23 protein-coding genes are annotated in these 26,282 nt (G+C 62.3%); 14 read left to right on the top strand and 9 right to left on the bottom strand.

What is annotated here, in order from left to right:
• The first annotated feature begins 11 nt into the window (after positions 1 to 11).
• From DXT77_RS27120 to DXT77_RS27090, 7 genes are all read left to right on the top strand, one after another.
• Positions 12 to 1,013: a polysaccharide deacetylase family protein gene (locus DXT77_RS27120; RefSeq protein ID WP_119429855.1), complete on the top strand. Its 1,002-nt coding sequence runs from the start codon at positions 12 to 14 to the stop codon at positions 1,011 to 1,013.
• Positions 1,010 to 2,317 carry a lipopolysaccharide biosynthesis protein gene (locus DXT77_RS27115; protein ID WP_119429854.1) on the top strand — a complete coding sequence of 436 codons (1,308 nt, stop codon included), beginning with the start codon at positions 1,010 to 1,012 and terminating at the stop codon, positions 2,315 to 2,317. The genes DXT77_RS27120 and DXT77_RS27115 overlap by 4 nt, the downstream gene beginning before the upstream one ends.
• Complete coding sequence (locus DXT77_RS27110) at positions 2,314 to 4,233, top strand: hypothetical protein (RefSeq protein WP_119429853.1); 1,920 nt, start codon at positions 2,314 to 2,316, stop codon at positions 4,231 to 4,233. Before DXT77_RS27115 ends, DXT77_RS27110 begins: the two co-directional genes overlap by 4 nt.
• 71 nt (positions 4,234 to 4,304) lie before the next feature.
• Positions 4,305 to 4,994: an N-acetyltransferase gene (locus DXT77_RS27105; RefSeq protein ID WP_119429852.1), complete on the top strand. Its 690-nt coding sequence runs from the start codon at positions 4,305 to 4,307 to the stop codon at positions 4,992 to 4,994.
• Positions 4,995 to 4,998: 4 nt separating this feature from the next.
• Entirely contained in the window at positions 4,999 to 6,186 is a 1,188-nt protein-coding gene (locus tag DXT77_RS27100) for a GNAT family N-acetyltransferase (RefSeq protein WP_119429851.1), read from the top strand.
• The gene (locus DXT77_RS27095) at positions 6,158 to 6,949 is read left to right on the top strand and encodes a ChbG/HpnK family deacetylase (RefSeq protein ID WP_119429850.1); all 792 of its coding nucleotides are present in this window, start codon (positions 6,158 to 6,160) and stop codon (positions 6,947 to 6,949) included. The genes DXT77_RS27100 and DXT77_RS27095 overlap by 29 nt, the downstream gene beginning before the upstream one ends.
• Positions 6,950 to 7,064: 115 nt before the next feature.
• Entirely contained in the window at positions 7,065 to 7,757 is a 693-nt protein-coding gene (locus tag DXT77_RS27090; protein WP_085712097.1) for a GNAT family N-acetyltransferase, read from the top strand.
• A 48-nt stretch (positions 7,758 to 7,805) separates the two neighbouring features.
• Here the strand turns inward: DXT77_RS27090 and DXT77_RS27085 are convergent, their stop codons facing one another.
• Positions 7,806 to 8,612 (bottom strand): class I SAM-dependent methyltransferase, encoded by an 807-nt coding sequence (locus tag DXT77_RS27085; RefSeq protein WP_119429849.1) that lies wholly within the window; start codon positions 8,610 to 8,612, stop codon positions 7,806 to 7,808.
• Between the two features lie 137 nt (positions 8,613 to 8,749).
• Between DXT77_RS27085 and DXT77_RS27080 the strand changes: the two genes are divergently transcribed.
• Positions 8,750 to 9,118, top strand: coding sequence for a hypothetical protein (locus DXT77_RS27080; RefSeq protein ID WP_119429848.1), 369 nt, complete (start codon positions 8,750 to 8,752; stop codon positions 9,116 to 9,118).
• Here the strand turns inward: DXT77_RS27080 and DXT77_RS27075 are convergent.
• From DXT77_RS27075 to DXT77_RS27045, 7 genes are all read right to left on the bottom strand, one after another.
• Positions 9,109 to 10,539, bottom strand: a complete 1,431-nt coding sequence (locus tag DXT77_RS27075) for a sigma-54 dependent transcriptional regulator (RefSeq protein WP_119429847.1) — start codon at positions 10,537 to 10,539, stop codon at positions 9,109 to 9,111. The two genes, DXT77_RS27080 and DXT77_RS27075, sit on opposite strands and share 10 nt — an antisense overlap.
• The gene (locus DXT77_RS27070; protein ID WP_119429846.1) at positions 10,508 to 12,001 is read right to left on the bottom strand and encodes an ATP-binding protein; all 1,494 of its coding nucleotides are present in this window, start codon (positions 11,999 to 12,001) and stop codon (positions 10,508 to 10,510) included. Before DXT77_RS27070 ends, DXT77_RS27075 begins: the two co-directional genes overlap by 32 nt.
• A gap of 105 nt (positions 12,002 to 12,106) precedes the next feature.
• Positions 12,107 to 13,177, bottom strand: coding sequence for an SCO family protein (locus DXT77_RS27065; protein WP_256663052.1), 1,071 nt, complete (start codon positions 13,175 to 13,177; stop codon positions 12,107 to 12,109).
• 17 nt (positions 13,178 to 13,194) lie between these two features.
• Complete coding sequence (locus DXT77_RS27060) at positions 13,195 to 16,002, bottom strand: multicopper oxidase domain-containing protein (RefSeq protein WP_119429844.1); 2,808 nt, start codon at positions 16,000 to 16,002, stop codon at positions 13,195 to 13,197.
• 158 nt (positions 16,003 to 16,160) lie between these two features.
• Positions 16,161 to 17,609: a sensor histidine kinase gene (locus tag DXT77_RS27055; protein ID WP_119429843.1), complete on the bottom strand. Its 1,449-nt coding sequence runs from the start codon at positions 17,607 to 17,609 to the stop codon at positions 16,161 to 16,163.
• A 154-nt stretch (positions 17,610 to 17,763) separates the two neighbouring features.
• On the bottom strand, positions 17,764 to 18,039 hold the full coding sequence (locus tag DXT77_RS27050) for a type II toxin-antitoxin system RelE/ParE family toxin (RefSeq protein ID WP_119429842.1): 276 nt from the start codon (positions 18,037 to 18,039) through the stop codon (positions 17,764 to 17,766).
• The gene (locus tag DXT77_RS27045) at positions 18,039 to 18,311 is read right to left on the bottom strand and encodes a CopG family ribbon-helix-helix protein (RefSeq protein WP_119429841.1); all 273 of its coding nucleotides are present in this window, start codon (positions 18,309 to 18,311) and stop codon (positions 18,039 to 18,041) included. The genes DXT77_RS27050 and DXT77_RS27045 overlap by 1 nt, the downstream gene beginning before the upstream one ends.
• A gap of 399 nt (positions 18,312 to 18,710) precedes the next feature.
• Here DXT77_RS27045 and DXT77_RS27040 point away from each other — a divergent pair, with 399 nt between their 5' ends.
• The 6 genes from DXT77_RS27040 to DXT77_RS27015 all read left to right on the top strand — a co-directional run bounded on the left by DXT77_RS27040 (position 18,711) and on the right by DXT77_RS27015 (position 25,106).
• Positions 18,711 to 20,057 carry a hypothetical protein gene (locus DXT77_RS27040; protein WP_119429840.1) on the top strand — a complete coding sequence of 449 codons (1,347 nt, stop codon included), beginning with the start codon at positions 18,711 to 18,713 and terminating at the stop codon, positions 20,055 to 20,057.
• Positions 20,058 to 20,092: 35 nt separating this feature from the next.
• A complete protein-coding gene (locus DXT77_RS27035; RefSeq protein WP_119429839.1) occupies positions 20,093 to 22,327 on the top strand; it encodes an Ig-like domain-containing protein in 2,235 nt (744 codons plus the stop codon).
• Between the two features lie 103 nt (positions 22,328 to 22,430).
• Positions 22,431 to 22,892, top strand: coding sequence for a curlin (locus tag DXT77_RS27030; RefSeq protein ID WP_119429838.1), 462 nt, complete (start codon positions 22,431 to 22,433; stop codon positions 22,890 to 22,892).
• 26 nt (positions 22,893 to 22,918) lie between these two features.
• Positions 22,919 to 24,370, top strand: coding sequence for a curlin (locus DXT77_RS27025; protein WP_119429837.1), 1,452 nt, complete (start codon positions 22,919 to 22,921; stop codon positions 24,368 to 24,370).
• A gap of 270 nt (positions 24,371 to 24,640) precedes the next feature.
• Positions 24,641 to 24,847: an antitoxin gene (locus DXT77_RS27020; RefSeq protein WP_119429836.1), complete on the top strand. Its 207-nt coding sequence runs from the start codon at positions 24,641 to 24,643 to the stop codon at positions 24,845 to 24,847.
• Positions 24,837 to 25,106: a type II toxin-antitoxin system RelE/ParE family toxin gene (locus DXT77_RS27015; RefSeq protein ID WP_119429835.1), complete on the top strand. Its 270-nt coding sequence runs from the start codon at positions 24,837 to 24,839 to the stop codon at positions 25,104 to 25,106. Before DXT77_RS27020 ends, DXT77_RS27015 begins: the two co-directional genes overlap by 11 nt.
• A gap of 87 nt (positions 25,107 to 25,193) precedes the next feature.
• Here DXT77_RS27015 and DXT77_RS27010 read toward each other — a convergent pair whose 3' ends face one another.
• Positions 25,194 to 25,574, bottom strand: a complete 381-nt coding sequence (locus tag DXT77_RS27010) for a DUF6124 family protein (RefSeq protein ID WP_119429873.1) — start codon at positions 25,572 to 25,574, stop codon at positions 25,194 to 25,196.
• Positions 25,575 to 26,282 lie beyond the last annotated feature (708 nt).

Here is a 26,282-nt window from a genome sequence, read left to right as displayed (position 1 = left end):
GGGCTCAAGCCATGGCGATCAAACAACTGATAAAACGCACCAGTGGCTGGCTCTATCTCAACTCGCCCGTGGGACGAAACCAGTTGCACGGCGCCGGGGTGATCCTGATGTTGCACCGGGTGCTGTCCAATGACCGCGCCGCCGACCTGCCGCATCGCAACGAACTGTGCGTCGGCCCGAAAGCCTTCGAGCATTTGCTGGTGTGGCTGCGCAGGCACTTCGACTGCGTGCCGCTGATGGAAATCCTCCAGCCCAACGCCCTGCGCCGCGAGCGCCCGCAAGTGGCGCTGACCTTCGATGACGGCTGGCGCGACAACGCGGCCAACGCCTTCCCGCTGCTGCAGAAGCATCAGGTGCCGGCGAGCATTTTCCTGTCCACGGATTTCATCGGCAGCCGCCAGCGCTTCTGGTGGGAAAGCATCGGTGAAACCCTGTGGGGCAGCCACGGCGAAAAACCGCGCATGCACCTGATCGACTGCCTGCAGGCGCTCCACCACCCGTTGCCGGTGCTGATGGACGACATCGATGTGGATCGTCGCAGCCTGACGTTGCTGCACTATCTGCAAAGCTTGAAGAACACCGACCCTTCGATCCTCGAACGCCTGACCAACGAATGCCCGCCAGAGTCACTGCCCCAGGCGCTCGACTGGCATCAGGTGCGGGCGATGGAGGCTTCGGGTCTGGTGCGTTTCGGTCCTCACGGTGCCAGCCACGCGATCCTCACCGGTCTCGACGATGTGCGCCTGAGCGAAGAAATCAGCCGCAGCCGCGACGCCCTGAACAACGGCTGCAACCGGCCATTGCCGGTGTACTGCTACCCCAACGGCGACAACGACGCGCGAGTCCGCGAACAAATTGCCAATCACGACTATCCGTTCGCCCTCGGCACCGGCACCGGCATCTATCGCGGCGCCGGTGATCCACTGAACCTGCCGCGCTTCGGTGTCAGTCAACGCACGGCGCGCAACCCCGAGCTGCTGTCGTGGCGGATCTTTCGCGGGGCGCGACCATGAGTCGAAGCAGTTACCTCAAGCACCTGGCGCTGAGCATGGGCACCAAACTGGCCATGATCGCCCTGCGCCTGCTGAGGAATGTGTTGCTGGCGCGAATCCTCGGCCCCAGTGAACGCGGACTGTTCGCCCTGCTCAGCACCCTGCCCGACCTGATCAGCGCGGCCACCAGCGGTGGCTTGAATTCCGCCGTCGGTTACCAGGCCGCCAAGCAGCGGCCGATGGGTTTGCTTCTGGCTCAGGTGCTGGTGTTCGGTTGCTTGCTGGCGGGGTTGTTGACCTTGCTGGTGGTGGCGCTGGTGCGCGAGTTCGGCAGTGAACTGGACGTCACCGTACAACTCGGTCTTCTGGCCTGGCTGTTGCTGCTGGCGGTGCCGTTGACTGTGCTTAAGAGCGGCTTGCTGACGTTGCACAATGCGTCCGGCGGCGTGGTCGCCTTCAATGCCTTGCGTCTGGTGGAATCCCTGGCGCCGCTGCTGTTGTTTCTCGCGCTGTTCTGGATGTGGAAGGAAGCGGCCCTGGAAGCGGCGCTGATCAGCTGGCTGGCGGGAATCAGTCTGGTGGTGCTGGCCGGTTGGGTCTGGCTCAAACGCGCGCAGCCGTTGCAGCTGCAATGGGATCGCGCCAGCCAGAACGAACTGCTGCGCTACAGCGCCCGCAGCCATCCGGATCTGCTGTTCCAGCAAGTCATCCTGCGTTCCGATTACCTGTTCATCGGCGCCCTGCTCGGCAGTACCGCGCTGGGTCATTACGCCATGGCCAGCGCCGCCGCCGAACTGCTGCTGATCGTCCCGGAAGCGGTGACCACGCCGCTGATGAAACGCCTGCTGCAACAGGACGAAGGCATGGACAAGGTCACCCCGCTGGCCCTGCGCCTGACCGCCACGGTGATGCTCGGTGCCTGCCTGACCATGGCGGTAATCGGCGAATGGCTGATCGTCACTCTGTTTGGCGTTGCCTATCAACCGGCGTATCCGGCGTTGCTGGCGTTGCTTCCTGGCCTCTTGGGCCTGTGCTACGCGAGCATTCTGCGGCTGGATCTGCTGGGCAAGAATCGCCCCGGCAGCGTATCGCTGCTGATGGGCCTTGGCGCCCTGCTCAACCTGGCGCTGAACGTGGTGCTGATCCCGGCTTACGGGATTGTCGGCGCCGCAGCGGCATCGTCGATTGCCTATCTGGCGGTGACCGTGGCGATGCTGGTGTTGTATTGCCGGTTGAGCGGCGTGCCGTTCTGGCAAACCCTGATCATCCTGCCCGCCGACATCGCGCCGATGTGGCTGATGCTGCAACGTCGGAAGGCTGCATGAAAAGTCTGGCCCTGCTGCTCGGTCTCGGCCTGTCGCTGGACGCCTTTGCGGCGTCGATGCGCTGGGGCGACATTCGCGACGGCAGCCTGTATCTGCAAGCGGATCACCCCGACACCGTGACCGTGCGCTGGGCGCCGGCATGGCAGGCGGACGCCAACGAAGAGCACCTGTACCTGCTCGACGGCCAGGGCAAATTGCAGGGCGAGCGCTTCATCAAGGCCAGCGAAACCCGTGGCAGCCAGAGCTGGCCGTTGGCGCCGGGCGCGGCGAGTTATCAGCTGGAAATCCCCGGCTACAGCTTTCGTAATTACCGGGTCGAGCACGACGAAAACACCGTCGCACTGTTCGCCCCGGCCAAGGTGCATTTCAGCGCGGAAACCCGTGACGGCGATGAGTTGTTTTTCAAGATTGCACCGGGTGAACACGCGGTGCTCGCAGGCAAGTTCCACGGCGGCGTCAGCGCCCTGCAAGCGCAGCGGGTCGACGACGGCCAACAGCTGTCACTGGCACTGAAACCTTATCGCGCCTATTGGCAATTCGATCAGGTCGCGCTGCCGGTCAGCGATCGCGAACAAGTCTGGCGCCTGCGTCTGCAAGGCAGTGGCAAAGCGGCGTTCTGGCTCGATGGCACGGCCAATCTGTTCGCGCAAAACCCGCAGCAGCTCAAACCGCTGCGCGAAGACGACGGCCAGACCCGCCTGACCCTGCACGACAAAGTCCTCGGCCGCACGCCGGACCTGGGCATCGCCCTGCCCTACGTGATGCCGCCGCCCGCCAGCCATGCCGCCCTCGATGCGCTGAAACCGACGGCCGCCAGTTACTACAGCTTCGTCGATGTGACGGCGAAGAAGCCGCAGTTCGAAGATGCGTTTCGCCAGGTCTATCAGGACCGTTTCGGCATTCGTCAGGACATCACTTTGCTTGCCGGCAGCCAGCGTCAAGCCGACTTGCGTGCCGACGTGCAAAGCAACGGCGGCCTCGACGCCTGGCTCGCGAGCACCCGGCTGCTTGGCGGCAAAGGCACGCACTACATCGGCTTTGCCGACGAGCCCAATCTCAATTATTCGAGCTACGAGCAATACCGCTCGATCTTCACCAGCATGGCCCGCCAGGTGCGCAGCGATCCGGCCAACGCCCGGGCCGGTGTGCGCATCGCGATGCCGGCCAGTTCGCGGCTGGTGAACGGCCCGTTCGCCGACAACGCCGCGAGCAAACGCGGCATCGACTGGGCCCGGCGTCTGCTGGGCGAGTCCGCCGATCAGGTCGATGCACTGGCCTGGCATGAATGGATGATCCGCGACCTGCTCGCCACCCGTGTGTACCGCGACAGCGTGCGCCGCGCCGCCGATCTGGTGGGCCTCGATGCCAAGGGCCAGCCACGCAAGGCCTTGCTGCTGGATCAGACCAATCTCTCCAGCGGTTCAAGCCTGAGCCCCTACGATCAGGAAACCCATTACACCTCGCTGTGGTGGGCCTCGGTGGTGATCAACGCCTCCCAGGACGGCTTGCTGACGATGCTCAACTGGTTCCAGGCCGCCGATGAGCCGGAGTATCCGAAAGGCATGCTGCGCGTCTCGGCGGATGAACAACACTTCGAACTCAAACCCGTGGGCCTGGCCCAGCAGTTCATCCAGCAACACTGGTTGCACAAGGTGCTGTGGCTGGAAAACGATGCCTTCGAAGTCGATGTGCTGGCGATGGCCGGCGACGATCAGCGCGGCTTGCTGGGTGTGAACAAGGGCACGCGGTTGCAGCGTGTCGATCTGGCGGGCGCCAAGTGCCCGTTGAACAACGGCGCCCTGCGCTACTTCGGCGCCGACAACCGCAGCCGCGACGCGCCCTTCCGTTGCCAGGACGGGCGCGTGCGCTTCGAGCTGCCGGGGCAGACCCTGTTTTCCCTGAGCTGGCGCACTTGATGATCCGCCCGTTGATGTCCTGCCGCGCAGGCCACTTGCCGCGCGATGCCACGTCATCAGGAGTAACGACCATGAACGTTGTGACAAAAATCAGCGAACACATCAAACAAAAAGGCCTGCGTGCGACGCTGGCGAAGGTGTGGAAACACTACGTCTTTTCCCATCAGGAACTGCTGTGGATGGAGCGCGACCTCGTCAGCCCGGTGCCGCCCCACAGCCTCAAACCGTATCCGCCGCTGCGGGTGGTGAAGATCACGCCGGACAACGCCAGCGCCTTCGCCCGCTACTTCGGTGACCGCGTGGGCACCATGGCGGAGCTGGCCAGTGAAGGTCACACCGGGCACATGCACCTCGACGATCACGGCGATGCGGTGGCCTTCATCTGGGGGAGCGCCCGGGACTATTTCGACCGCCACTATTACGGCTGCATGTTCCCGGTGAAGCCCGGCGAGTTCTTCGAGTTCGGCGGTGAACTGACCCGTTCCTATTGGGGCACCGAACTGTCGGTGGACCTGCAACTGGAGCTGTGGAAAGCCATGGCTGCCCAGGGCTGCGACAAGGTCGTGGATGTCTGCGAATTCCACAACATCCCGGCGCTCAAGCTGCACCTGCGCATGGGTTACACCGAACAGGGCCGGATCATGAACGTGTACACCCTGTTCGCTCGCTGGCGTTTCTACCGCGAAACCCGCTACAGCGGTTCGCGGCTGGATGCATTGCGCAAACCTTCCCGTCCCTCTGTCACAGCAACGGCGACCTGAGCCTATGGCGCGATTCGAATGGCGCACCTCGTTGTGCGCCCCTGACTTCCCGGCAGCGGCTTACGAAGCACTGCGCCTGCGGGTGACGGATCACACGCCGTTCAACAGCCTCGGCTGGTTGATCGCGGCAGAGCAGACACTCGACGCGAACGAGCATCTGCACATTCTGCTGGGCTGGGAAGCGGACGAATTGCGCCTGTGCCTGCCGCTGGTGGCCGGTCGTGAACGCTTTGGCGGGCTACCGTTTGCGGTGGTGCATCACCTTGGTTATCCGCTGGCGGATCGTCTGGCACTGCTGTCTGTGCTGACGGCCGACGAGATGCGCCAGGCGCTGCTGCTGATTCGCCAGCGCATGCCCCACGCCTTGCTGCAACTCAACGAACTGTCGGAGCCTGCGGGCGAGGAAAGTGTCCTCACGCAATGGATGGCCCGCAGCTCCAACGCCGAACGACGCCTGAGCTGTCGGGTGCCGGTGCACCTGATCAGCGATGCCGATCATCAGGAAGTCTCCGGAGATCCGCGCTACAAGCTGCGCCGCGCGCGCAAACGGATTGCCGCCTGTGGCGCGGTGGTGCGGCGCATCACGCCCGATGCCCTGACCATGGGCCCGCTGTTGCAAGCCATCCGCGAAGTCGAAGCGGTGAGCTGGAAAGGCGACGAAGGCGTCGGCATCTTCGCCACCGAACGCAGCCGCCGCTGCATCGAAAACGCTTTCACCGCCCTCGCCGCCCGGGGTCTGGTGCGCGTCGTCACGCTGGAACTGGACGGCCGCTGCATCAGCTACCGGCTCGGCCTGCTCGAACAGGGACGGCTCTACGATTACAACCTCGCCTTCCTGCCGCAATACGCCGATCTGGGCAGCGGTCGGGTGTTGCTGGAGGAATGGATTCGCTGGGGGCTCGAGGACCACTGGCGCTGGATCGATGCCTCGCGGGTCAGCCTGGAAAACTCCAGCCACCAATTGCACGAACGCATGACCGGACAACTGGAGCACTGGCGCTGGAGTTTCTATTCCTGGCGGCCGAGCGGTGTTTTGCTGGGGCTGGGATTACGTCTCTGGCAGCGGCTAAAACCGAAGCTACAGCAGTGGCGCGCACGGCAGGTAACGACAAAACCGGCGTCCGTCGTAAAACCGGCAACCCACCCCACCACGGAGGGCGAACATGCCTCGCCAAGTCATAGTCAACGCTGACGATTTCGGCCTGAGCCCGAACGAAAATGCGGTGATCTTCAGCGCGTTCCAGGCCGGGGTCATCAGCTCCGCCACGGCCATGGCCAACATGCCGGCCTTCGAAGCGGCCTGCGCGATGGCTCGTCATCACATGCTGGAAGGTCGAATCGGCCTGCATTTCAACCTGACGTACGGCCGGCCATTGAGTCAGGCGATTCTCGCCCGTCCCACCTTCTGCGACAGCCACGGGGTTTTCGATCTGAGCCTTGCGCGGCACAGTCTTTGGCTGGGTCGCGAAGATCGTGAAGCGGTGCGGGAAGAATTGCAGGCGCAGTGGCAACGTTGTGTGGATCACGGCGTGCGCCCGAGCCACATCGATTCACATCAGCACGTGCACAACATCTGGCCGATCGGTGAGATCGTCGCGCGCTTCGCCGCTCACCAGGGCGTACCGGTGCGACTGGCGCGCAATCTGGGACAGAACCTCAGCCTGCCGAAGCGCCTGTTCAAGGGTTTGCTCAACCGTCGTCTGCAAGGCCTGGCCGGTGCGACCGCAGACTATGTCTGCACCCCGGTGGATCTGCGCAACGAGCCTGCGCCGACCGACGGTGTGCTGGAAATCGTTGCCCACCCGAATCAGCTCGGGGCCGATTTCGGTGATGCCTATCTACAACCCGAAGAGTCCCTGAGCCGCGTGCTAGAGCGCCGGCTGCCGGGGGTTCCACGGGTTTCCTACGCCGACTTGAACAAGGATTTTCTACGCGGTGCCGCGGCACTCGACTGAGTTACACAACTGGCAACACTTTCGAAGATGGCACTTTGAAATGTACTTGCCAGCTTGATCTATACCCACAAAAGCCAACTACAAAAACACCCGGGCTTCGGCCACGGAGGGCATCATGAGCGTCATCGAAAAGCTGCGCGAACGCATCAAGCAAAAAGGCCTGGGCCGCACGTTTTCCACTTTGTGGAAACGCTATGTGTTCTTCCATTGGGAACTGCTGTGGATGGAGCGCGACCTGATCAGCCCGGTGCCGCCACACAAGCTGCGCCCTTACGAAGGCCTGCGCAAAGTCGACATCACGCCACAGAATGCCGGCGCGTTCGGCAAGCATTTCGGTGACCGTGTGCAGACCATGGCCGAACTCGCCAGCGAAGGCCACACCGGGCACATGTACCTGGACGCCGACGGCCACGCCGTGGCCTTCATCTGGGGCAGCACCCGGGATTATCACGACCGCCACTATTACGGCTGCAACTTCCCGGTCCAGCCTGGCGAGTTCTTCGAATTCGGCGGCGAAATGACCCGCGCCTACTTTGGCAGCAGCCTCTCGGTGGACGTACAAGTCACCCTCTGGCAAGCCATGGCCGCCCAGGGTTGCCACAAGGTCGTGGACGTCTGCGAAACCCACAACATCCCGGCGCTGAAGCTGCACATCCGCATGGGTTATCACGAACAGGGCCGCGTCACCCACGTCTATGGATTGTTTGGAAAGTGGCGGTTCTTCCGCGAGACGCGTTATGAGGGTTCGAGACTGGAACCGCTGCGCAAACCGGGACGGCCGGTGGTGACGGCGGCTGCGCAGGCCTGAAATGATGAAGGCGGCCATTCGGCCGCCTTCGTGCGCTCAATTCGGTCTTCAGTTTTTCACCCCCACCCACGTAAAACACATCGGCATCTGCGCCTCGCGGTTCAGGTACTGGTCATACGCCTCTTCCCGGTTCGAATGCGGGTATTCCTTGAAGTGCGCGATGTTCAGCCCGGCGTCGAGGGCGGCGGTGAAGATGGCGCCGAGGTTGTGCACGAACCAGTACGACGGCGCCACCTGTTGCTCGACCTTGCCGACGTAGACGATCGGTTCCTGCTGCACGAACGGCTCGCGGCGAAAGTACGAGGTCGCGAGGCGAAACGGATCCTCGGCGTCGGGATCGACCATTTCCAGGAACGGGTGAGTCTCGTAGATCACCAGTTGCCCGCCCGGTTTCAGGGTCGAGGCGACATGACGGAAGAACTCGCCGATGTCGGGCATCCAGTTGAGGACACCGATGGTGATCAGCGCCACGTCGAAGCGATTGCGCAGTGATTCGGGCAGGTGGTAAATATCGGCTTCGATGAATTCGGCCTGGTGCGGCGAACGGCTGTTCAGCACGCGGGCCTGTTCAAGAAATGCCGCCGACTGATCGACCCCGACGACACTGCGCGCACCCAGCGCGAACAGCGAGAGGCTCTCGCGGCCGTTGTTGCAGCACAGTTGCACGACGTCTTTTCCATCGACGCCAACCTGTTCCAGCAACCCGCGCAGGGTTTCGTCGAGGCAGGAAAAACCGGTCTGGGTGACCTCGCTCAGCAAGGCCTTCCACTCGGCCGATTCCTGATGGTGACGGGCCGAATCGTTCCACGCCTGACGATTGCTCTCGATGGCGTTCTTGTTGTTTGGCACTTCCATGGCGCACTCCGCACGATGCTCCTGATTGAGCGGCCCGAGTCTAGTTGAGCGCGATGATCCAGGTTGTTGCGAACTTGTAAGCCAACGGGCGGCTATAGTTAATAGCCTTGGGGAAAACCGCTTCCACAGGTGCCGCCATGCAAACGCTCAACCGGCTGCTGTTATCCGTCTGTCTGCTCGCCGCCACACAGGCGCAAGCCCTCGACAGCAACTTCAATTACTACGGGGCCGACCAACCCTTCGCCCACCCTGCTCCGCCGTCGCTGAATGCGCAGCCGCCACGAGCGTTCGATGACACGCCGCCACAGGATTTCATCGTCATCCCGGATCGCCACGTGTTCCATGACTCACAGTTGCCGACCGTGGCCGATGCGACGGTGCGGGTGTTTATCCGCACCTACGATGCCGAGCGCGGCATCTACGTCAATGACGAGGTGCTGGACCCGACGTGTCTGCTGGAGTGCCTGAGTCCGCCGAACCCACGAACCAACGCGGTTTACCACTGACGCTTGTCCGGTCGCGCCAGGCCGAGCTTCTCGATGCGATAGCGCAGCATGTCTCGGCTCAGGCCCAGCAAGCGGGCGGACTTGGTGACGTTCCAGTCGGTCTTGTCGAGCATCTTGCGCACCATGTCGCGCTCGACTTCCGGCAGGTTCATCGACTCGGTGTTGCTCGCCGGGCGCGGCTCGAAGTGCGGCACCTCGTGATGCTGGTGCAGCGACGGTTCGTCCACCAGGCTCATGCACACGTTCAACTGGTGCGCGGCGATGGTGTCGCTCGGTGCGAGCAACACGGTCTGTTCGAGCATGTTGCGCAGTTCGCGCACGTTGCCCGGCCAGGTGTAATTGAGCAGCAACTCTTCGGCCTGCTGGCTGAAATGCAGGTTGGGTTTGCCGTAGCGTTTGCCGTGGCTGGCGAGAAAATGCCGGGCCAGCAGCAACGCATCGTCGCCCCGGGCATACAGGCGCGGCACCTTGATCGAGATGATCCGCAGGCGAAAGAACAGGTCGCGGCGAAACTTGCCCTGCTGGACCATTTGTTCGAGGTTGCAGTTGGTGGCGCTGATCACCCGCAGATTGACCTTGCGCTCCTTCACCGAGCCGACCCGGCGAATGGTGCGATCTTCCAGCAGCTTGAGCAGTTTGGCCTGCAGCACCAGGTCCATCTCGCCGATTTCGTCGAGGAACAGCGTGCCGCCGTCCGCCGCTTCCACCAGCCCGACGCGGCGGTCCTTGGCATCGGTGAACGCACCTTTCTCATGGCCGAACAGCTCCGATTCCACCAGGTTGGCGGGGATCGAGGCGCAGTTGAATTCAATGAACGGGCCTTTGCTGCGTACACCATCGAAATGCAGCGCACGGGCCACCAGTTCCTTGCCGGTGCCGGTCTCACCTTCCACCAGCACCGGCGGCAGGTCGCCACCGGTCATGCGCCGCTCGGCTTCAAGCAACTGACCGATGGTGTTCTTCAGATGCAGCATCGGCTCTGATTCGCCGATCAGCGCCTGCACCCCGGACTTTTGCGCCTCACGCTCCTGATAGAACGACAGCGTACGTTCCATCCGTTCGGTGGCCAGGGCCTTGTCCAGCAGCAGCTTGAGCTCCGGCAACGCGACCGGTTTGGTGACGTAATGAAAGGCGCCCTCCTTCATCGCAACCACCGCGTCTTCGACGTTGCCGTAACCGGTCATCATGATCACTTTCAGATCCGGCGCGCTGATGCGCAGCTTCTGGATCAGGTCGTGACCGCTCATGCCCGGCAGCGAGTTGTCGGTCAGCACGATGTCCGGCATGAAGCTTTCCAGCTGCCCCAGCGCGTCTTCAGCCGAATGGCAAACCGTCACCTCGAAGTCTTTGCGTTCCAGGTAGGTCTGAATATTGTCGGCCAACAGTTCGTCATCCTCGACCAGCAGAATGCTGTGTTCCATATTCCCCTCCCGATGCCACTTTAAAGTTGAGACTGACGCGGGTTCCTTCCTGCTCGCGGCTGGCCAGCACGACCGAGCCCTGAAAACGCTCCATGATTCTTTTGACCAGTGCCAGGCCAACCCCGAGGCCGCCCTGCTTGGTGGTGAAAAAGGGTTTGAACACCAGTTGTTGCTGCTGCGCGTTCATGCCTTTGCCGGTGTCCCCCACCGTCATGCAGACCTGGCCGGCGTGGGGTGCCTCAATCTCGACACTCAGCACGCCGCCCTTGGGCATGGCCTCCAGGGCGTTGGCAAACAGGCTATTGAGAATTTGCGTCAGCAGCACCTTGTGGCTGACCACCGGCGGGCAGTCCTGCAGGTTGAGTCGCACCTCGACGCCGTTGCGCCGGATCAGCGCCTCGAACGCGCCGAGGGAATCTTCCACGGCGGCGCGCAGTTCCAGCGCCTCGCCGTCGTCACTCATCGGCCGCAGCGAAACCAGCAACTCCCGGACCCAGCGCGACATGCGGTCCACCTGGCTGATGATGTCGCCGATATTGCGCTGGGCGCTCTGGCTGGCCACTTCCTGGGCCAGTTCGGCACTGGAGCGAATGGTCGCCAGCGGATTGCGCAGGCTGTGGGCCACCGCCGAGGACATCTCCCCCAGGGCGACAAAGGTTTCGTTGCTGATCAGTTGCTGTTGCTGACTGTGCAGCAAGGTCGAGGCACGCCGCACGATCCAGAACAGGCCCAGGTAGATCGCCGCGCCGCCGAGAATCGTCGCCGCCCAGATCGAGGCAAATCCGCGGTCGATGCGATCCACCAGATCCGCCGGTTCCTTGTAGATCTCGACCATGGCGATGACTTTGCTTTTGTCGGCGTTGAACATCGGGATGTAGTTCTCGATGAACAGGTATTTGGGTTCGCGGGAGAGTTTCTGCTCGGGTTTCTCGTCGTCGATCTTGTGATAGCTGGAGGACACCGGCACTTTCATTTCGAACGACTCGTCCAGCTCGTCATCGTCCTCGAACTTGACGCCAATGAGTTCCGGGTTGGTCGACCAGATCACCGAGCGGTCCAGGGCATAGACCGTCGCCAGCAGCACATCCGGCAGGTGTTCGACGTGATCGAGAAACTCGGCCCGCGCCGCGCCATGGGCCAACGGATCGACGTCGGGAAAGTTTTCGTCCTGACGCGGGTCAAGCATTTCGCCCATGGTGCGCAGCGGCGTGATGCCGGCATGGCGCATTTCCGCATCGCCGATGGCCTGGACGAATTGCGCGGTGAGCAGCGCATCGCGTTCGACGCTTTCGGTGACCACGAAGCGCGTGGAGATATAACCCAGCCCCAGCGCCACGGCGGCAATGATGAAAAAACTCGCCAGCGAGAACCAGCGCAGCAGATTGAACTGCGCGCCCCAACCCTTGATGGCGGTCGCCGCAACGTTCGGCGCCGGTGTTTGTTGTTCTTCCAGTCGTTGCATGGGGGTGCCCTGGCGTTTTTTTGTATCGAACCGGTTACAGCCACCTCTCGAATGAGTGTAGGTGGCTATCACCGCAATACAGGACTCAAAGTCGCTAATTGGCCGCTAGCGCATACGGCTCACCGTTTCGCTGCTCGCGGCCGCACGGGTTGGCGTCAACGCCCCGTCTGCCAAGGGCTGCGCGGTCGGGTGCTGACGCTCGGTTTCATCGCGCAGAAAGTCGATGATCGACTGCACCGACTGTTCGTCGAGGCGCAGGTTGGGCATCGGGATCCGCTCGTATTCTTCGAACAGTTGCAGCGCAATCGGGTCTTTTTCTGCCAGTACCCGGTCCGGCTCGCGGATCCAGCGATTGAGCCAGGCCGGGTCACGCTGGCGGGTCACGCCGATCAGGTCCGGGCCGATGTTGCGCATGCCGATGCCTTCACCGTCCTGCGGGCCGAGGCTGTGGCAGGAGGCGCAACGGGTGCGGAACAGTTCTTCGCCATTGCTCGGCGGACGAATCTCCGGCGCATTGGCGTAACTTTGCTCGATGCTCGGCTGCTTCCAGTTCTGCAGGGTGTTGGCCAGTTGATCGGCGAGGATCCACGGGTTTTCGAACGGCGAGGCTTTCATCCAGCGCCCGGTGCTCTGATTGCCGACGATCAGGCTCAGGTTGTGATCCTTGGTGCGGCCGTTGTCGACGCCTTCGATGAACAGCCCGAGTTTCTTGCGCAGGTCGGTGACGTCTTCGAATTCGCCGGTGAGGAATTTCCAGCCGGGGCCGACCTTGAAGCGTTGCGCATAGGCCTTGAGCACCTCGGGTGTGTCGCTCAGCGGGTCGATGCTGATCGAGTAGAAAAAGATGTCCTGCCCGACCCGGTCCCCCAGCAGTTTCTGCACCTGGCGCAGGCGTGCGGTTTCCAGGGGGCAGGAGTCGCTGCAGGAAGTGAAGATGAAGTTGATCACCACAACCTTGTCCTTGATCAGGTCATCGAAAAAGCGCACCTGCTTGCCGTCCTGATCGGTCAGCAGGGTATTGGGGAAATAGTCGCCACCCCACGGGGTGGCGGATTCGCTGGCACCTTCGGGCAGCGCTTGATGGGCGATGAGCACCTGACTGCCGAGCAGGCAGGTGACCAGCACCAGGATCAAGTGCATGCCCAGGGCGCGGGAGCGCGGCGTTGGCCGGGTCATGTCGGCTCCCTCCCTGCTCATGGCTTCACGACCACTTGCGGGCCGAAGCCATCGCCAGTGCGGAAGGTCGGCAGCGCGGCGGAGTTGACGTAGCGCACGCCATCCCAGCTCGGCAGCGGAGTCGGCATCAACTGCAGTTGCCCGGGTTTCTCGAGGTCCCAACGCAGCAGCATCGAGTTGTCCTCATGCTGGGTGTTGTGACAGTGCTCCATGTAGGTCCCGGCAAACTCGCGGAAGTTGATCGCCATTTCCACGCTGTCCAGCCCGTCGGCTTCGGAGCCGATGCGATAGACATCCTTGCGTGCCCATTTTTCCCATTCAGGCGGGGCCTTGCCGCCACGGCTGAGGATGATCCCTTCCTCGAAGTGCACGTGCACCGGATGGCTCCAGCCCTTGCCGCCGAGTTTGATGTTCCACACCTCCAGGGTGCCGAATCCGGCGGTGCCGGCATCGGTCGGGCCGCTGGCCAGTTTGGTTGACGCGTTCAACCGGCGCGGGTCCATGTGGAAGCCGAAGCCGCCATCGGTCTTGACCGTCCACGGTGCTTCGTCGGTACCGTCGCTGCGGCCGAAGGTGAAGGTCCGGTGACGGGCGTTGGCCAGCAGCGCCTTGTCGGCGGCGTTGTCGCGGTGGATCTTCAGCGGGATCATCACCATGCCTTCAGCCTTGCCCGGTTTGGCCGGTTCGTAGGCTGCCGGGTCCATGGCCAGGTCCTGGCCGGTGAAAGGCTTGACGTTGAGCTGCAAGACCTTGCCCACCGCCGGATCGCCCTTGTCCCATTGCGGGCCTTTGCTGGTCTGCTTGATCACCGCCAGGTACTTCTCGGAGAGCACGTCGGACAGCGAGATCGTCTCTTTCGGGCCTTTGCCGTCGTCCTGGGCCTGGAGGTTGACGAAGAACAGCTTGTCGCCCGGCTTGATGCCGTTTTTCGAGAAGTTGACGATGATGTCGAACCGCTCGGCGATGCCCTGGGTCGGCAGGATCGCGTTGTGGTTCTGTTTGTCGCCGTCGGCATCCAGGTCCATCGAGCCGTCGAACGGCACGCTGTGCTCCATGATGTTGCCGTCGTTGGCGATCATGTGGAACGGTACGCGGCTGTAGGAAACGCCGGAGTTCTTCGGCCCCTGGAATTCACCGCTGGTGCCTTTGATTTCCCGTACCAGCGCAAGCTTGAAGTAGCGCGAGACCGAACCGTTGAGGATGCGGAACCGATAACTGCGGGCGCGCACGTCGAGGGTCGGTTTCCACTGCCAGTTGACCAGCACCTGATCGCCGATGAAGCCGTCGGTGTTGAACGGGTTGAACCACAACTGGCCTTCCTGATCCCAGGCCTTGTCGGCGAACACCAGGTTGACGTCGTAGTCGCGGTTACCCCACGGCAAGGCGCTGCCGCTGGGGAAACGCAGATTGACCCCATCGTTCACCGATTCGTTGCCGCGATCCAGGGCACTGTAGTAGTTCATCATCGCCGCGTTGCCCTTGTAGACATTCTGCGCGGTGAAATCGAGCATGTGGTCGTGGAACCAGTGGGTGCTCATGGTTTCGCGCCAGTCGCCACGGATCTTGATGGTGCCGTGGTCGCAGGTCTTCTTCGCAGGCTGCAGGTCGTTGACCCACAGGGTTTCCCCTGGCGCGCACGGGAACGCCGCGCGCGGATCTTCGGCCTTGGTGTTGATGCTGTCGTAACCGGCGAGCTGGATCGGCCAGCGATAGTCGTAGTACTGGCCGGGGAAGAAAAACGCGTTGGCATAGCCGTCGCTTTCCGCCGGCGCGTGGCCGTTGTGTTCGTGGGTGGTGATGGTGTGCAGGCCGAAACCACGGTTGGCCGACGGATCGATCGGCAGGCCGTTGTAGTGACGCATCATCACCGGTTGGCCGTAGCGCACCATCAGCAGTTTCGGCGGCAGCGTGCCGTCGAAGGTCCACACCGAGTTGTGGTTCTGCACCGGCATCGCCGGGTGGAAACGTGCATCGACACCCTTGGCGGTGCCATCCGTCGCCGGCACGCCGGCAACGTTGTGGTACAGACCGCCGGGACCGAACTCGCCGACGGCATAACCGTGCATCTGCCGGCTGTCACGCAGACCGCCGTTCAGACGCGCACCGGTCTGCACGGTCTTGTAGGCGACTTGCGGGTAGAACTCGTTCCAGCGCTGGTGAGCCCAGCCTTTTCCCGGTGGCCGGCCTTCGGCGGACGAGCCGATATGGCGATTGAGGAACAGCTCGATCTGCGACTGCCACGGGTTGCGGTCGACGACGTTGGAGAACTGGCTCGGGAACGGTGTCAGCCCCGGTTGCCGCAAAAACGCGTCCAGCGCGGTGCCGGGTGGTGCGCTGCGGGCGACGCTGCTCGGGTCCTGGGCCGGCGCCGGGCCGATGGCCGCAGGCGGAAAACCCAACGGTGCGGCCGGGGTGGTCGGGTCGAGTTTTTCCGGACCGAACTCTTCGAACAGGACGATTTGCTGGGTAAACGGCTGAGCGCCAAACAGCGGGCTCGGCTTGCCGTTGGTGGGGTAGTTGAAACTGGTCTGCACGGCCGGTGGCAGGATGTTTTCCGAACGCGTGGTGTTGCGCGTGCCTTTCACCCCGTCGGGCAGATCGAAGGAATCTTCGTTGGCTTCGGGCATGGTCAGGATGGCGTTGAGGGCCGCCGGTTCATCGGCCGGCTCGTCGTAATATGCGGACGGGTCGGAGGCTTCCGGCTGGTTTTCGTCGTCGATCGGGCTCGCTCGGACTCCAGCCATGTTGCCCAGGGCCAGCATCAGAAAGACGCTCAAAGGCGTCAGCAGAAACAGCTTTTTGGGGTCACGCGTTGTTCTGTCCATCACCAGCCGCCTCATCAAAGGAAGGGGTGATGGTGTTTTGCAATTAGCTCGCCAACGTATTAATCCCCGCCGAAACAGGCTGTTACAGACGCTGTTTCATTCCCCACTCCCCGGTGACCGGGGCCTGACACCCGCTCCTGGGGAAAAGTTCACCCCATTTACTGGATGAGCTGAAACGCCAGACGAACGGTGGTGCCCTCGCCTTCGCGGCTGTCCAGAGTAACGCCGCCGCCGAAACGCTCCATGATCCGTTTGACCAGCACCAGCCCTACGCCGAGGCCGCCCTGCTTGGTGGTGAAGAACGGCCGGAACGCCATGCTGCGCTGTTCTTCGTTCATGCCTTTGCCGGTGTCACTGAGCATGACGCTGACGCCGCCGTTGTTTGTGGGTTCTAGCGTAATGGTCAGCGTGCCGCCCTTGTCCATCGCCTCCAGTGCGTTGGCCAGCAGGCTGTTGAGGATTTGCGTGAGCTGCACCGGCTGGCTCAGCACCATCGGCGTCTGCTGCGGATGAAACACCACGTGCACGCCCGCCTTGGCGATCTGTTGTTCGAACGCCACCAGACTTTCATGCAGCGCCGCCACCAGGTTCACCGGCTCTGGCTCGTCATTGAGCGGTCGCAGCGACTGCAACAGTTCGCGCACCCACTTCGACATGCGATCGACCTGACCGATGATGTCCTTGATGTTCTTCTGCGCCGGCCCCGCGTCGAATTCCAGGGCCAGTTCGGCGCTGGAACGGATGGTCGCCAGCGGGTTGCGCAGGCTGTGCGCCACCGCCGAGGACATCTCGCCCAATGCGACAAAGGTTTCATTGGCAATCAGTTGCTTCTGCTGCACAGCCAGCAGGATCGCCGCCCGTCGCACGATCCAGTACAACCCCAGATAAATCAGGCCGCCGCCCAGCGCGGTGGCCAGCCAGATCAGCGCCAGACCGCGCCCCATGCGGGCGATCAGGTCTTTGGGTTCCTTGTAGATCTCGACCATCGCCGTGACGTTCTTGCCATCGGCGTCGAACAATGGAATGTAGTTCTCGATGAAGATGTAATCCGGCGGCACCACGAACTTCTGTTCTTCACGGCCCTTGTCGACGTTGTGGTAACTGGCCGACACAGGAATCTTCTCGTTGAACGCACGATCGAGGTCTTCATCGGCATGGATACGGGTGTTGACCAGTGCGGGGTTGGTCGACCAGATCACCAAGCGATCCGGCGCGTAAACGTTGGCGAGGATCACGTCCGGCAGATGCTCGATGTGATCGAGAAATTCGCCCCGGGCGCTGGCCCGGGCCGCCGGGTCGACGTCGGGAAAGTCGCGGTCCTGGCGCGGGTCCAGCAAGTCGCCCATGGTGCGGATATTGGGAATCGAAACGTGGCGGACCTCAGCCGATGCGATGGCCTGGATGAACTGTGCCGTCAGCAAGGCATCACGCTGCACGCTTTCCTCGATCACGAAACGCGTGGACACCGTGCCGAGCGCCACCGCCACCGTGCCGATCACCGCCATGCTGATCAACGAAAACCAGCGCAGCAGATTGAACGGCTGCTTGCGCGAGCCCAGCCGCAGGCTGCTCTCCTCGACCGGTAGCGATTTTGACTGCATGTTCATGACGGCGACTTCCCGATACGTCCCTATAGGGTTATAGCCCACGGTTGGGTGATTGCCCGGATGCGGGGGGTGAACGGCCCCGGTGTCGCCGCTCAACGGAGTCGGGAGTGTGCTGAATGGATCAACTACTTACGACGCTACGTAGCGAACGATGCTATCGATCCTCCCGGGTGTGCCACAGGCGCAATAAGTAGATGCTCGATCCTACTATTTCGTACCGCATCTCGTAGTGCCCAACCAGAATCCTGCGCACATCGCGCGGCTCGAACTCTTCCAGGCGTTCACCCAGGCGAGGATTGCCCATCAGCATCATTGGCGCAGCGGTGAGTTGTTGAATCGTTCGCGCGGCGGCCGGTTGATTCACCGCCGATAAAAATTCGTAAAGCCTTGTGAGATCGGAAAGACCTTTGCTGGTCCACTTCAACTCCATCAGCGGGGTACCGCAAGAGGCGTATCGGTACTCAAACTGTCGGCCCATGCCTGTACGGCCTGATGATCAATGACCCGGCCAGCGTCAACATCGGCAAGCGCCTCAAGCGTCAGCCGGCTGCGTTCCTCTTCTTGGTCAATCCAGGCGCTGAGGGCTTGTTTCACAATCCAGTTGCGCGAACGCTCCAGACGCTCAGCCATCAGATCAACCTTTTCAGCCAGTTGCACAGGGACATGTGCAGTCACAGATCGGGTTTTCATTGTTGTAGCCATGTGGAGTTAACTCCTGAAAGTTGAAGGCATAGGTTGCTCACGTGACGGCAACTTATGCTCAGGCTAGCCTCGATGATTGTTTTTGCGTGGCTATGATACAAACTGAATCAAAGTTAATCACAATAACTAAGTACCTGCCACGGCGCCCGACGGAGTACGGAGGCCACCGCAGGAAAAAACTCCTTGTGATGAGTCATACAGTGAGCGGCTCCCCCACAACCCCCAATCCTGGGGACTGTCGCCCGATGGCCGCACTGCAAAAAATCCCTCCCTCACTCGCCAAGCCTTGCGCCATGGGCCTCTGCGGCCCGTTGCCAGGCCGTTGGTATGGAAGTTGTAAAGCCCCTCTGCAACTGACCCGCCCCCGAGGGGCAGGCACTTCGATAGAGGGATTAACTCATGCACCCTTTACTGTCCAAAACCGCGACCGTCCTGGTCGTGAGCGCCCTGGCCCAGGGCATTGCCCAGGCCGCTCTGTTCGCCGTCGATCCCGGGCCCTATGCCCCGGCGACCGGCGGATTTGCCAGTTGGTATCAGGACACCCACGGACGCACCCTGGACCTGTGCCTGTCCAAAGCACTCAGTTCCCGCGTACCGAGCACACCCGGCGCACCTTCGTACATGTGCTCGCTGATCCCCGCGCCGGGAGTATTCGATGACACCCAGCCGATCGTCTTCCCGGGCAATTTTCCCGACGAAGCGTTCTGGTTCACCGCCGACGGCACCGTGGTCGATGCGGCCCGGGGCATCAACCTGTCTTACGGCTCGGCCGTGGAAGCGGCGTTCAGTGGTGGCGATCCGGTGGAAGGCGACCAGATCAGCTTCGCCCGCATCCGCATCCGGGTCGATGTGCCCACCGCCGGCACCTACGTGATCACTCACCCCTACGGCGTCGAAGTGTTCAACGTGGACACCCCCGGTCGTCGCGCAATCAACATGACCCGCGACATCGGCATCGGCAGCCCGAAAACCTACGACGGCGCGCTCAAGGGTGACGTCGGGCCGTTCCTGCGCAGCGTCAACGGACCCTACACCGAAACCAATCCGGTGAGCGGCGGCGCCGAACAGTTCGTCGGCGACCCCAACCTCGAAGAAGCCGTGACCGGCAGCCCGTTCAACACCAACTTCCTGCGCATCGAAGGCCCCGGCGGAATCGATCTGCGCACCACGGTGTTTGCGGTCTCCGGCAAGTTGTCGACGGTGGTTCGGCCGACGCCGCTGATTCCGCAGCGCAGCACCTATTCGCGCAAGCCTGGCACCAGCGCGCCCGTGGCCCAGCAAGACGTGTTCGTGCTGGCGCCGCCTGCCCCGGCCACCGTGGCGGTCACCAGCAGCACGCCGGTGCTCAACCTCACGGAAGCCGACAGCACCGGCAGCTGGTACGCGCAATCACCGATCAACCCGACCTTGCCGACCACCCTGCAAGTGACCGCCGACAACCACCTGGCCATCGCCAGCAGCACCCCGACCACCCTGCCCATGCCCCTGACCGACCTGGTGGTGATCCAGCGCGCCGAGTACAGCCTGAGTTCCGGGCAACTGACCGTGGTGGCCTCGACCAGTGACGAAACCTCGCCACAAGTGCTCACCGCCACCTCCGGCACCGGCGCCGCCATTGGAGCCCTCGGCGGTGACGGCGCAGTGAAAACCCTGGCCACCGGGATCTCGCCGATTCCGCCGGCCAGGGTCCGGGTGACGTCGTCCAACGGCGGCAGCGATACCGAAGAAGTGGTCATCGTGCAATGAACGCTCACATGCCCAGATCCGCATCAGGAGGCATCATGAACAAGTGGCCACGCTTCGCGCTCAACGCGCTCGGGCTGACAATCTCGCTGACCGGCAGTGCGTTCGCGCAACTGGCCGCCGTCGATCCCGGCCCTTATACCTTCGCCACCGGGAAATTCCCGATGTGGTACCAGGACAACAACCTGCTGTCGATGGAACTCTGCCAGTCCCGCGCCGCCAGTTCGCGAGTGCCGGCTGCCACCCCGCCGGCGTACATGTGCACCCTGCTGCCGGAGCCGGGGATTTTCGACGATACGCTGCCGATGGTCTTCCCCGACAACTGGCCGCCGGAAGCCTTCTGGTTCCTGGCGGAAACCAACATCCCTAACAACGGGGCCGGTTACGGCATGGACGCTTATGTTGCCGGGGTCGAAGCGGCATTTGCCTCGGGAAACCCGGTGGACGGTGATCAGCAGAGCTTTGCGCGGATCCGTATCCGGGTGAACGTTCCCGTGGCCGGCACTTACACCATCACTCACCCGTACGGTGTGGAGACCGTCAACGTCACCACACCGGGCCGGCGGGCGATCAACATCACCAAGGATGTGGGCATCGGCGCACCGGGCAATTTCAGCGGTGCGCTCAACGGCGCCATCGGGCCGTTCCTGCGCAGCATCAACGGCCCGTACACCGAAGTAAATCCGGACACCGGCAACGTCGAAACCTTCGTCGGCGACCCGAACCTCACCGAAGCGGTGACCGGCAGCCCGTTCAATACCAACTTCGTGCGGATCGACGGTCCCTCGGCTGCCGGTACGATTCAGACCAACCTGTTCACCGTCGCCGGCAAGGTCCTCGACAACCGCCAGCAAACCCACGTGGAAATCGACCGTGCCACCTACCGCCGCACGTCGGCCGGTGTGCGTGCCGAAGTGTTCGCCAAGGCCGACAACAGCTCGACGCTGTGCTTTCGTGAAAGCCTGGCGCTGCTCCCCGGCCCACCGCCGACGCCTTGCCAGACCAGCCTGCTGAGCGACAACAACGGCTTGTTTTTCGGCCAGCGCCTGGGCAACGGAACCCTGCCATCAGTAGTGGTCGTGACTGCCACCAACCCCGCCGGCACGACGCGTCCGACCGCCGTGTCGAGCAAGCTGACCGACGTGGTAAAAATCCAGACCGCCCGCTACAGCTGGGCCAATCACAGCCTGCTGATCGAAGCCACGTCGACCGATGAAGTCGCCGTGCCGGACATGGTCGCGCAAGGCTACGGACGCCTGTCGAAGACCGGCACCCTGCAAAAAATCACCGTCGCCGACCTGACCCAGCCACCGGCTACCGTTACGGTCAAGTCCGCCGCTGGCGGGAGCGACACCGAGCCGGTCGTGGTCGTCGGCAATGCACCGGACACTGGAGAAAACCAAGCGCCGCTGTCCGTCGCCGACACCGGCAGCACCAGCTTCGGCGTGCCGATCACCCTCAACGTCCTGGCCAACGACAACGACCCGGACGGCAACGTACCGCTGACCATCACCGCGCTGACCCAACCGCCGGCCGGCCAGGGCACCGTGGCCCTGAACGGCACCACCTCGGTGGTCTACACCCCGCCAGCCGTGGTCAACGCACCACTGACCACGACCTTCACCTACAAGGCCCAGGACAGCAAAGGCCTGGCCTCGGTGAACCCGGCCACGGTGACCATCAGCGTCGCGCCGAACCGGCCACCGACCGCCGTCGCCGACAGCGTCGCCACATTGGGTGTCGCGATCCCGATCAACGTCCTGGCCAACGACACCGATCCGGAAGGCAACGTGCCGCTTGGCGTCGCCAGCCTGACCCAGCCGCCGGCAGGACGCGGCACGGTCAGCACCGACGGCACGGTGATCACCTACACCCCACCGGCCACCGTGACCACCGCGTTCACCACGACCTTCACCTACATCGCCCGGGATAGCTTCGGCGCCCTGTCGACGCCGGCCACAGTCACCGTGCAGGTGTCGCCACGGCCAGCGGCGGAAACCTTCACGATCACCACCTCGACCGTGCAGGCCCGCTCCGGCAACCGCTTCAACTGGGACTTCGCCGGCACCTCGTCGGTGACCACCGGCAACACCATCACCGTGCAGGTCACCACCCCGACCGGGCTGGTCACCCTCGGCACGACGACGGTACCGGTCACCGGACGCTGGCGGCTGACGTTGAACAACACGACGGTAGTGCCATCGGCCAATCCGACCGCCACCATCCGTTCGTCCCAGGGCACCGTGCGCACCATCTCGGTGACCACCCTCTGAACCTACGCCCCACCCGCCCCACACCGCCTGGCGCGGAGTGGGTGGGGCCGGTCTCAGCCACGATTTCAGGTTTGCGCAACACGACACACCACAGGACAACGCCATGAACACGCCGACCGCCGCCCTGCTTTGCCTGCTCGCCCTGTGCGGCAGTGCGGGCGTGCGCGCCGACGACCTGATGGACAACGACGACCTGGCGCCCTCCGCCGACCTCGGCGAACTGCCGTCCCCGGTGGGCCAGCAAGCCCTGATCGATCAGAACGGCCAGGCCAACCTCGCCCTGCTCTCGCAGAACGGCCAGTCGCTGCTCGGACGAATCGTGCAGTCGGGCAGCAATCAGGAGGCGTACATCCTGCAACAAGGCAGCGACCTGATGGCCTTGATTACGCAAAACGGCTCCGGCAACGCCGCATCCATCACCCAGAACGGCAGCCACAACCGCGCGCAGATTTCGCAAAACGGCAACAACAACGACGCCAGCATCGAGCAGGCCGGCACGGGGCTGCAAAGCGCCGTGACCCAGTCGGGCAACGGCATGAGCGTTTCGGTCAAGCAATATCGCTAAGCACTGCAATCATCGGAGAGTTCATCATGTTCAAACTGACGCCCCTCACCGCCGCCATCCTGGTCATGATCAGTGCCCAGGCCATGGCCGACGACAGCCTGTCCACCCAGAGCCAGGTCGGTACTGCCAACATCGCCGATGTGAAGCAGACCCAGGCCCCGTTCAGCAGCGCCACCCAGACCCAACTGGGCCAGGGCAACGACGCCGCGGCCGTGCAAGACCATGCCAGCAGCGTCATCACCCAGGACGCGGTCGGCGACTACAACGCCGCCTATGCCGAACAACTTTACGAAGACAACGGCACCATCACCCAGCAACAGACCGGCGCCTTCAACACCACCCACGCCAGCCAGTCGCTGGGCTTCGGCTCACCCAACACCGCCCTGCAACAACAGCAAGGCACCGGCAACTTCTCGTTCGTCTATCAGGACTCGCAGAACGGCAGCGAAGGCAAGACCTTCCAGTTCGGCGACAGCAACGAAGCCAACATCGAGCAACTGTACGAAGGCAGCGGCAACAGCTCGGTGATCACCCAATACGGCACCGCCAACTACGGCACTGCCGAACAGGTCACCCACAACGGCGGGCAGATCGGCATCAACCAGGCCGGCGAAAACAACTACGCCTACGGCGACCAGCGCAACGGCACCGGCGGCAACATCACCATCAACCAGTTCGGCAACCTCAACGGCACCGAGATCTGGCAAGACTCGCAACTGGCCAGCCAGGCCACCGTCAACCAGTACGGCGACAGCAACGAAACCGTGGTCGACCAGAGCTACGGCGAAAACAACACCGCCGCAGTCACTCAGGTCGGCAATACCAACGCCATCTATGCCGACCAGTTCGAATCGGTCAACTCGACCCTGGCGCTGTATCAAGTCGGCAACGGCAACGTGCACTACACCTACCAGAGCGGCGACGGCCACACGCTCAACGCCACGTCCGTGGGCAACGACAACAAGGTCTACGCCAGCAACTGGAAAGGCCCGCAACACGGCGGCCAGTTTGGCAGCAACCAGCGTGCGACGATCAATCAGGCGGGTAACGGCAACATCGCCAGCTTCACCCAGGACGGCGTCGGCCACATCATGACCACTCACCAGACCGGGACCGGCAACAAAACCACAGTCAGTCAGGCCGATTCCTACAACGAGCTGTACTTCGATCAGAACGGCAGCGACAACATCCTGATCTCCGATCAACGCGGCACCACCAACCTGGCCCAAGGCACCTCGAACGGCACCGGCAACAGCACCGAGTTCGACCAGTCCGGCACCGGCAACCAGGCCTACACCGCGCAGCTGTATGGCAGCGACAACATTATCACCGTGAAACAGGCTGACACCATGAACGTCGCGTACGTGACCCAGGGGGGCACCGGGAACATTGCCAATGTGGATCAGAGCGGGATGACACAGACCGCGAATATTCAGCAGTTCGGGTCGGCTAACCAGGCGACGGTGTTGCAGCAGTAAGGGTTGGGTGTTGGAAAACCGCGATCTGTTGAGGGTCGCGGTTTTTTTTGCGCTGAGGCTCGAGTGGCGTCCTACGGAAAACGTACCGTTTTCAGAAAATCGGGGACTTTTCTGACGAATTCTGGCGGTTGGCCGTCGGAAGTGCAGGCTCTAGGATTTGCCGGGACAACTTGATCCTCATGGAGCTTGGCCAACATGCAATTCATCCAGACAGCGACGACAGCCACACCGTTACCGAATAGACTTCCAGGCACCAAACCCGGAGGTTCCATGATCGACCCGTCTTTGATCGACCCACTGTGCCCGGTTGTTTCGGATCTTGATCCTGAGGAGCAGGCTGCGAGTTATGACCGTTGGTTGATCGCCAAAATACAAGCTTCCATGAATGACCCACGCCCGAGCATTCCTAATGACCAGGTGATGGCCGAAATGCATGCCCTGATGGAAGCAAAGCGTAAAAAATACGATGCAGGTTGAGTGGCAGCCCGAAGCTCGGGCTGAACTCCTGCACATTCTTGACTACATCAGTGACCGTAATTTCAAAGCGGCTAACAAGCTTTCAAACGCTATTGAAACCGCCACGGCTACCCTTGCCAAACATCCACACCTCTATCGAGTGGGGAGAACTCCCGGCACTCGTGAGATGGTCGTACATCTCAACTACCTGCTCATTTACCAAGCGGTGGGCCGGATAAATATTTTGGGCGTTGTGCACGCACGTCAGGAATATCCGTGATGTGGCGCTCGGTCACAGAATGAATGACCTCACTGAAGCAAAAAAAACGCGACCCATTGCCGGGTCGCGTTTTTTATTGGGGATGGATCAGTCCTTCAGCTCGACGTGATCCAAGGCCTGATTTACGGCCAGCTCACTCAACATGAGGATCTGCGCGATACCCAAAGCGGTCTTGCGGTGGGCGGGGTCGAGGGCGGCGGCGAAGTTGTTGAGCATTTCGCTGGCGGAGCCCAGGGATTCGCAGGCGTTGGCGAGCAGGGATTCGGTGTTGTAGGCCGGGTTGGCGAGGTACATCGGGGCGGGTTCGTTGACGCTGCCCATGATGTGGGCGCCGGGGCATAGGTAATGATCGGGGGCGCGTTCGGCAGCTTCGTGGAGGTTTTTCGAGTTGATGGGGGGGTATGGGGAGGTTGGGGCGGGTTCGGGACTGGCTTGGGGTTCGGGTGGGGTGGGGGGTGGTTTTTTCATGGTCATTTCGTCCTCATTGATGGTTGCAGCCGGCCCAATCGACTTCCAGGAAGAATGGGTGGCAGCTGTACGCGGGCTGGAAATCCGGGGAGAACGCGACCCGGCAGACATGAATGTCTCCCGCGCACAGCCGCCATAACAGCGTGCACACAATGAAGGTGCGCAAGCATACGTTATGAAAAGCGATTTCGCTTTCTCGCACATCCGGGTTTCCAGACCCGATCGCTGAATTGGCAGCGACCGAAACAGGCTAGAGCCCGCGCTTCCGACGGACAACCTGAAAACCTTGTGGGAAGGATCGTTAAAACAGACACAACTTTTAAACATTCAAGAATGGAACGCGGAGCGTCCCGGGCTGCATTCCCACGCGGAGCGTGGGAACGATCAAAGCAAAAGCAGTCTGCTTTTCGCTTCTCACCACTCAACACGATGAGCGTTAGCTCAAGTACCGCTTTTGACGTACCGGCCCCTTCGGCAGGCTGAGTGGAGGGATTTATCCGGGGGTGGGCGCGCAGCGCCGTTCGACGAAGTCGAACACATCGAGAGGAGGTGCAGCGAAGCAAACCGGAGGCGATGCCCCCGGATGAATCCCGGAGCGAAGGAACCCCGAGCCCCAGCGAGGGGCCGAACGCCGGGGCCCAGACCTTTGGTTACTTTGGGGCGTTTGCCAAAGTGACCCGCTGTAAGAGCTGTCTCTTATACACATCT

This window comes from Pseudomonas sp. 91RF, assembly GCF_003576265.1.
Classification (GTDB): domain Bacteria; phylum Pseudomonadota; class Gammaproteobacteria; order Pseudomonadales; family Pseudomonadaceae; genus Aquipseudomonas; species Aquipseudomonas kribbensis.
This window is presented reverse-complemented; position numbering and strand designations above follow the sequence as displayed.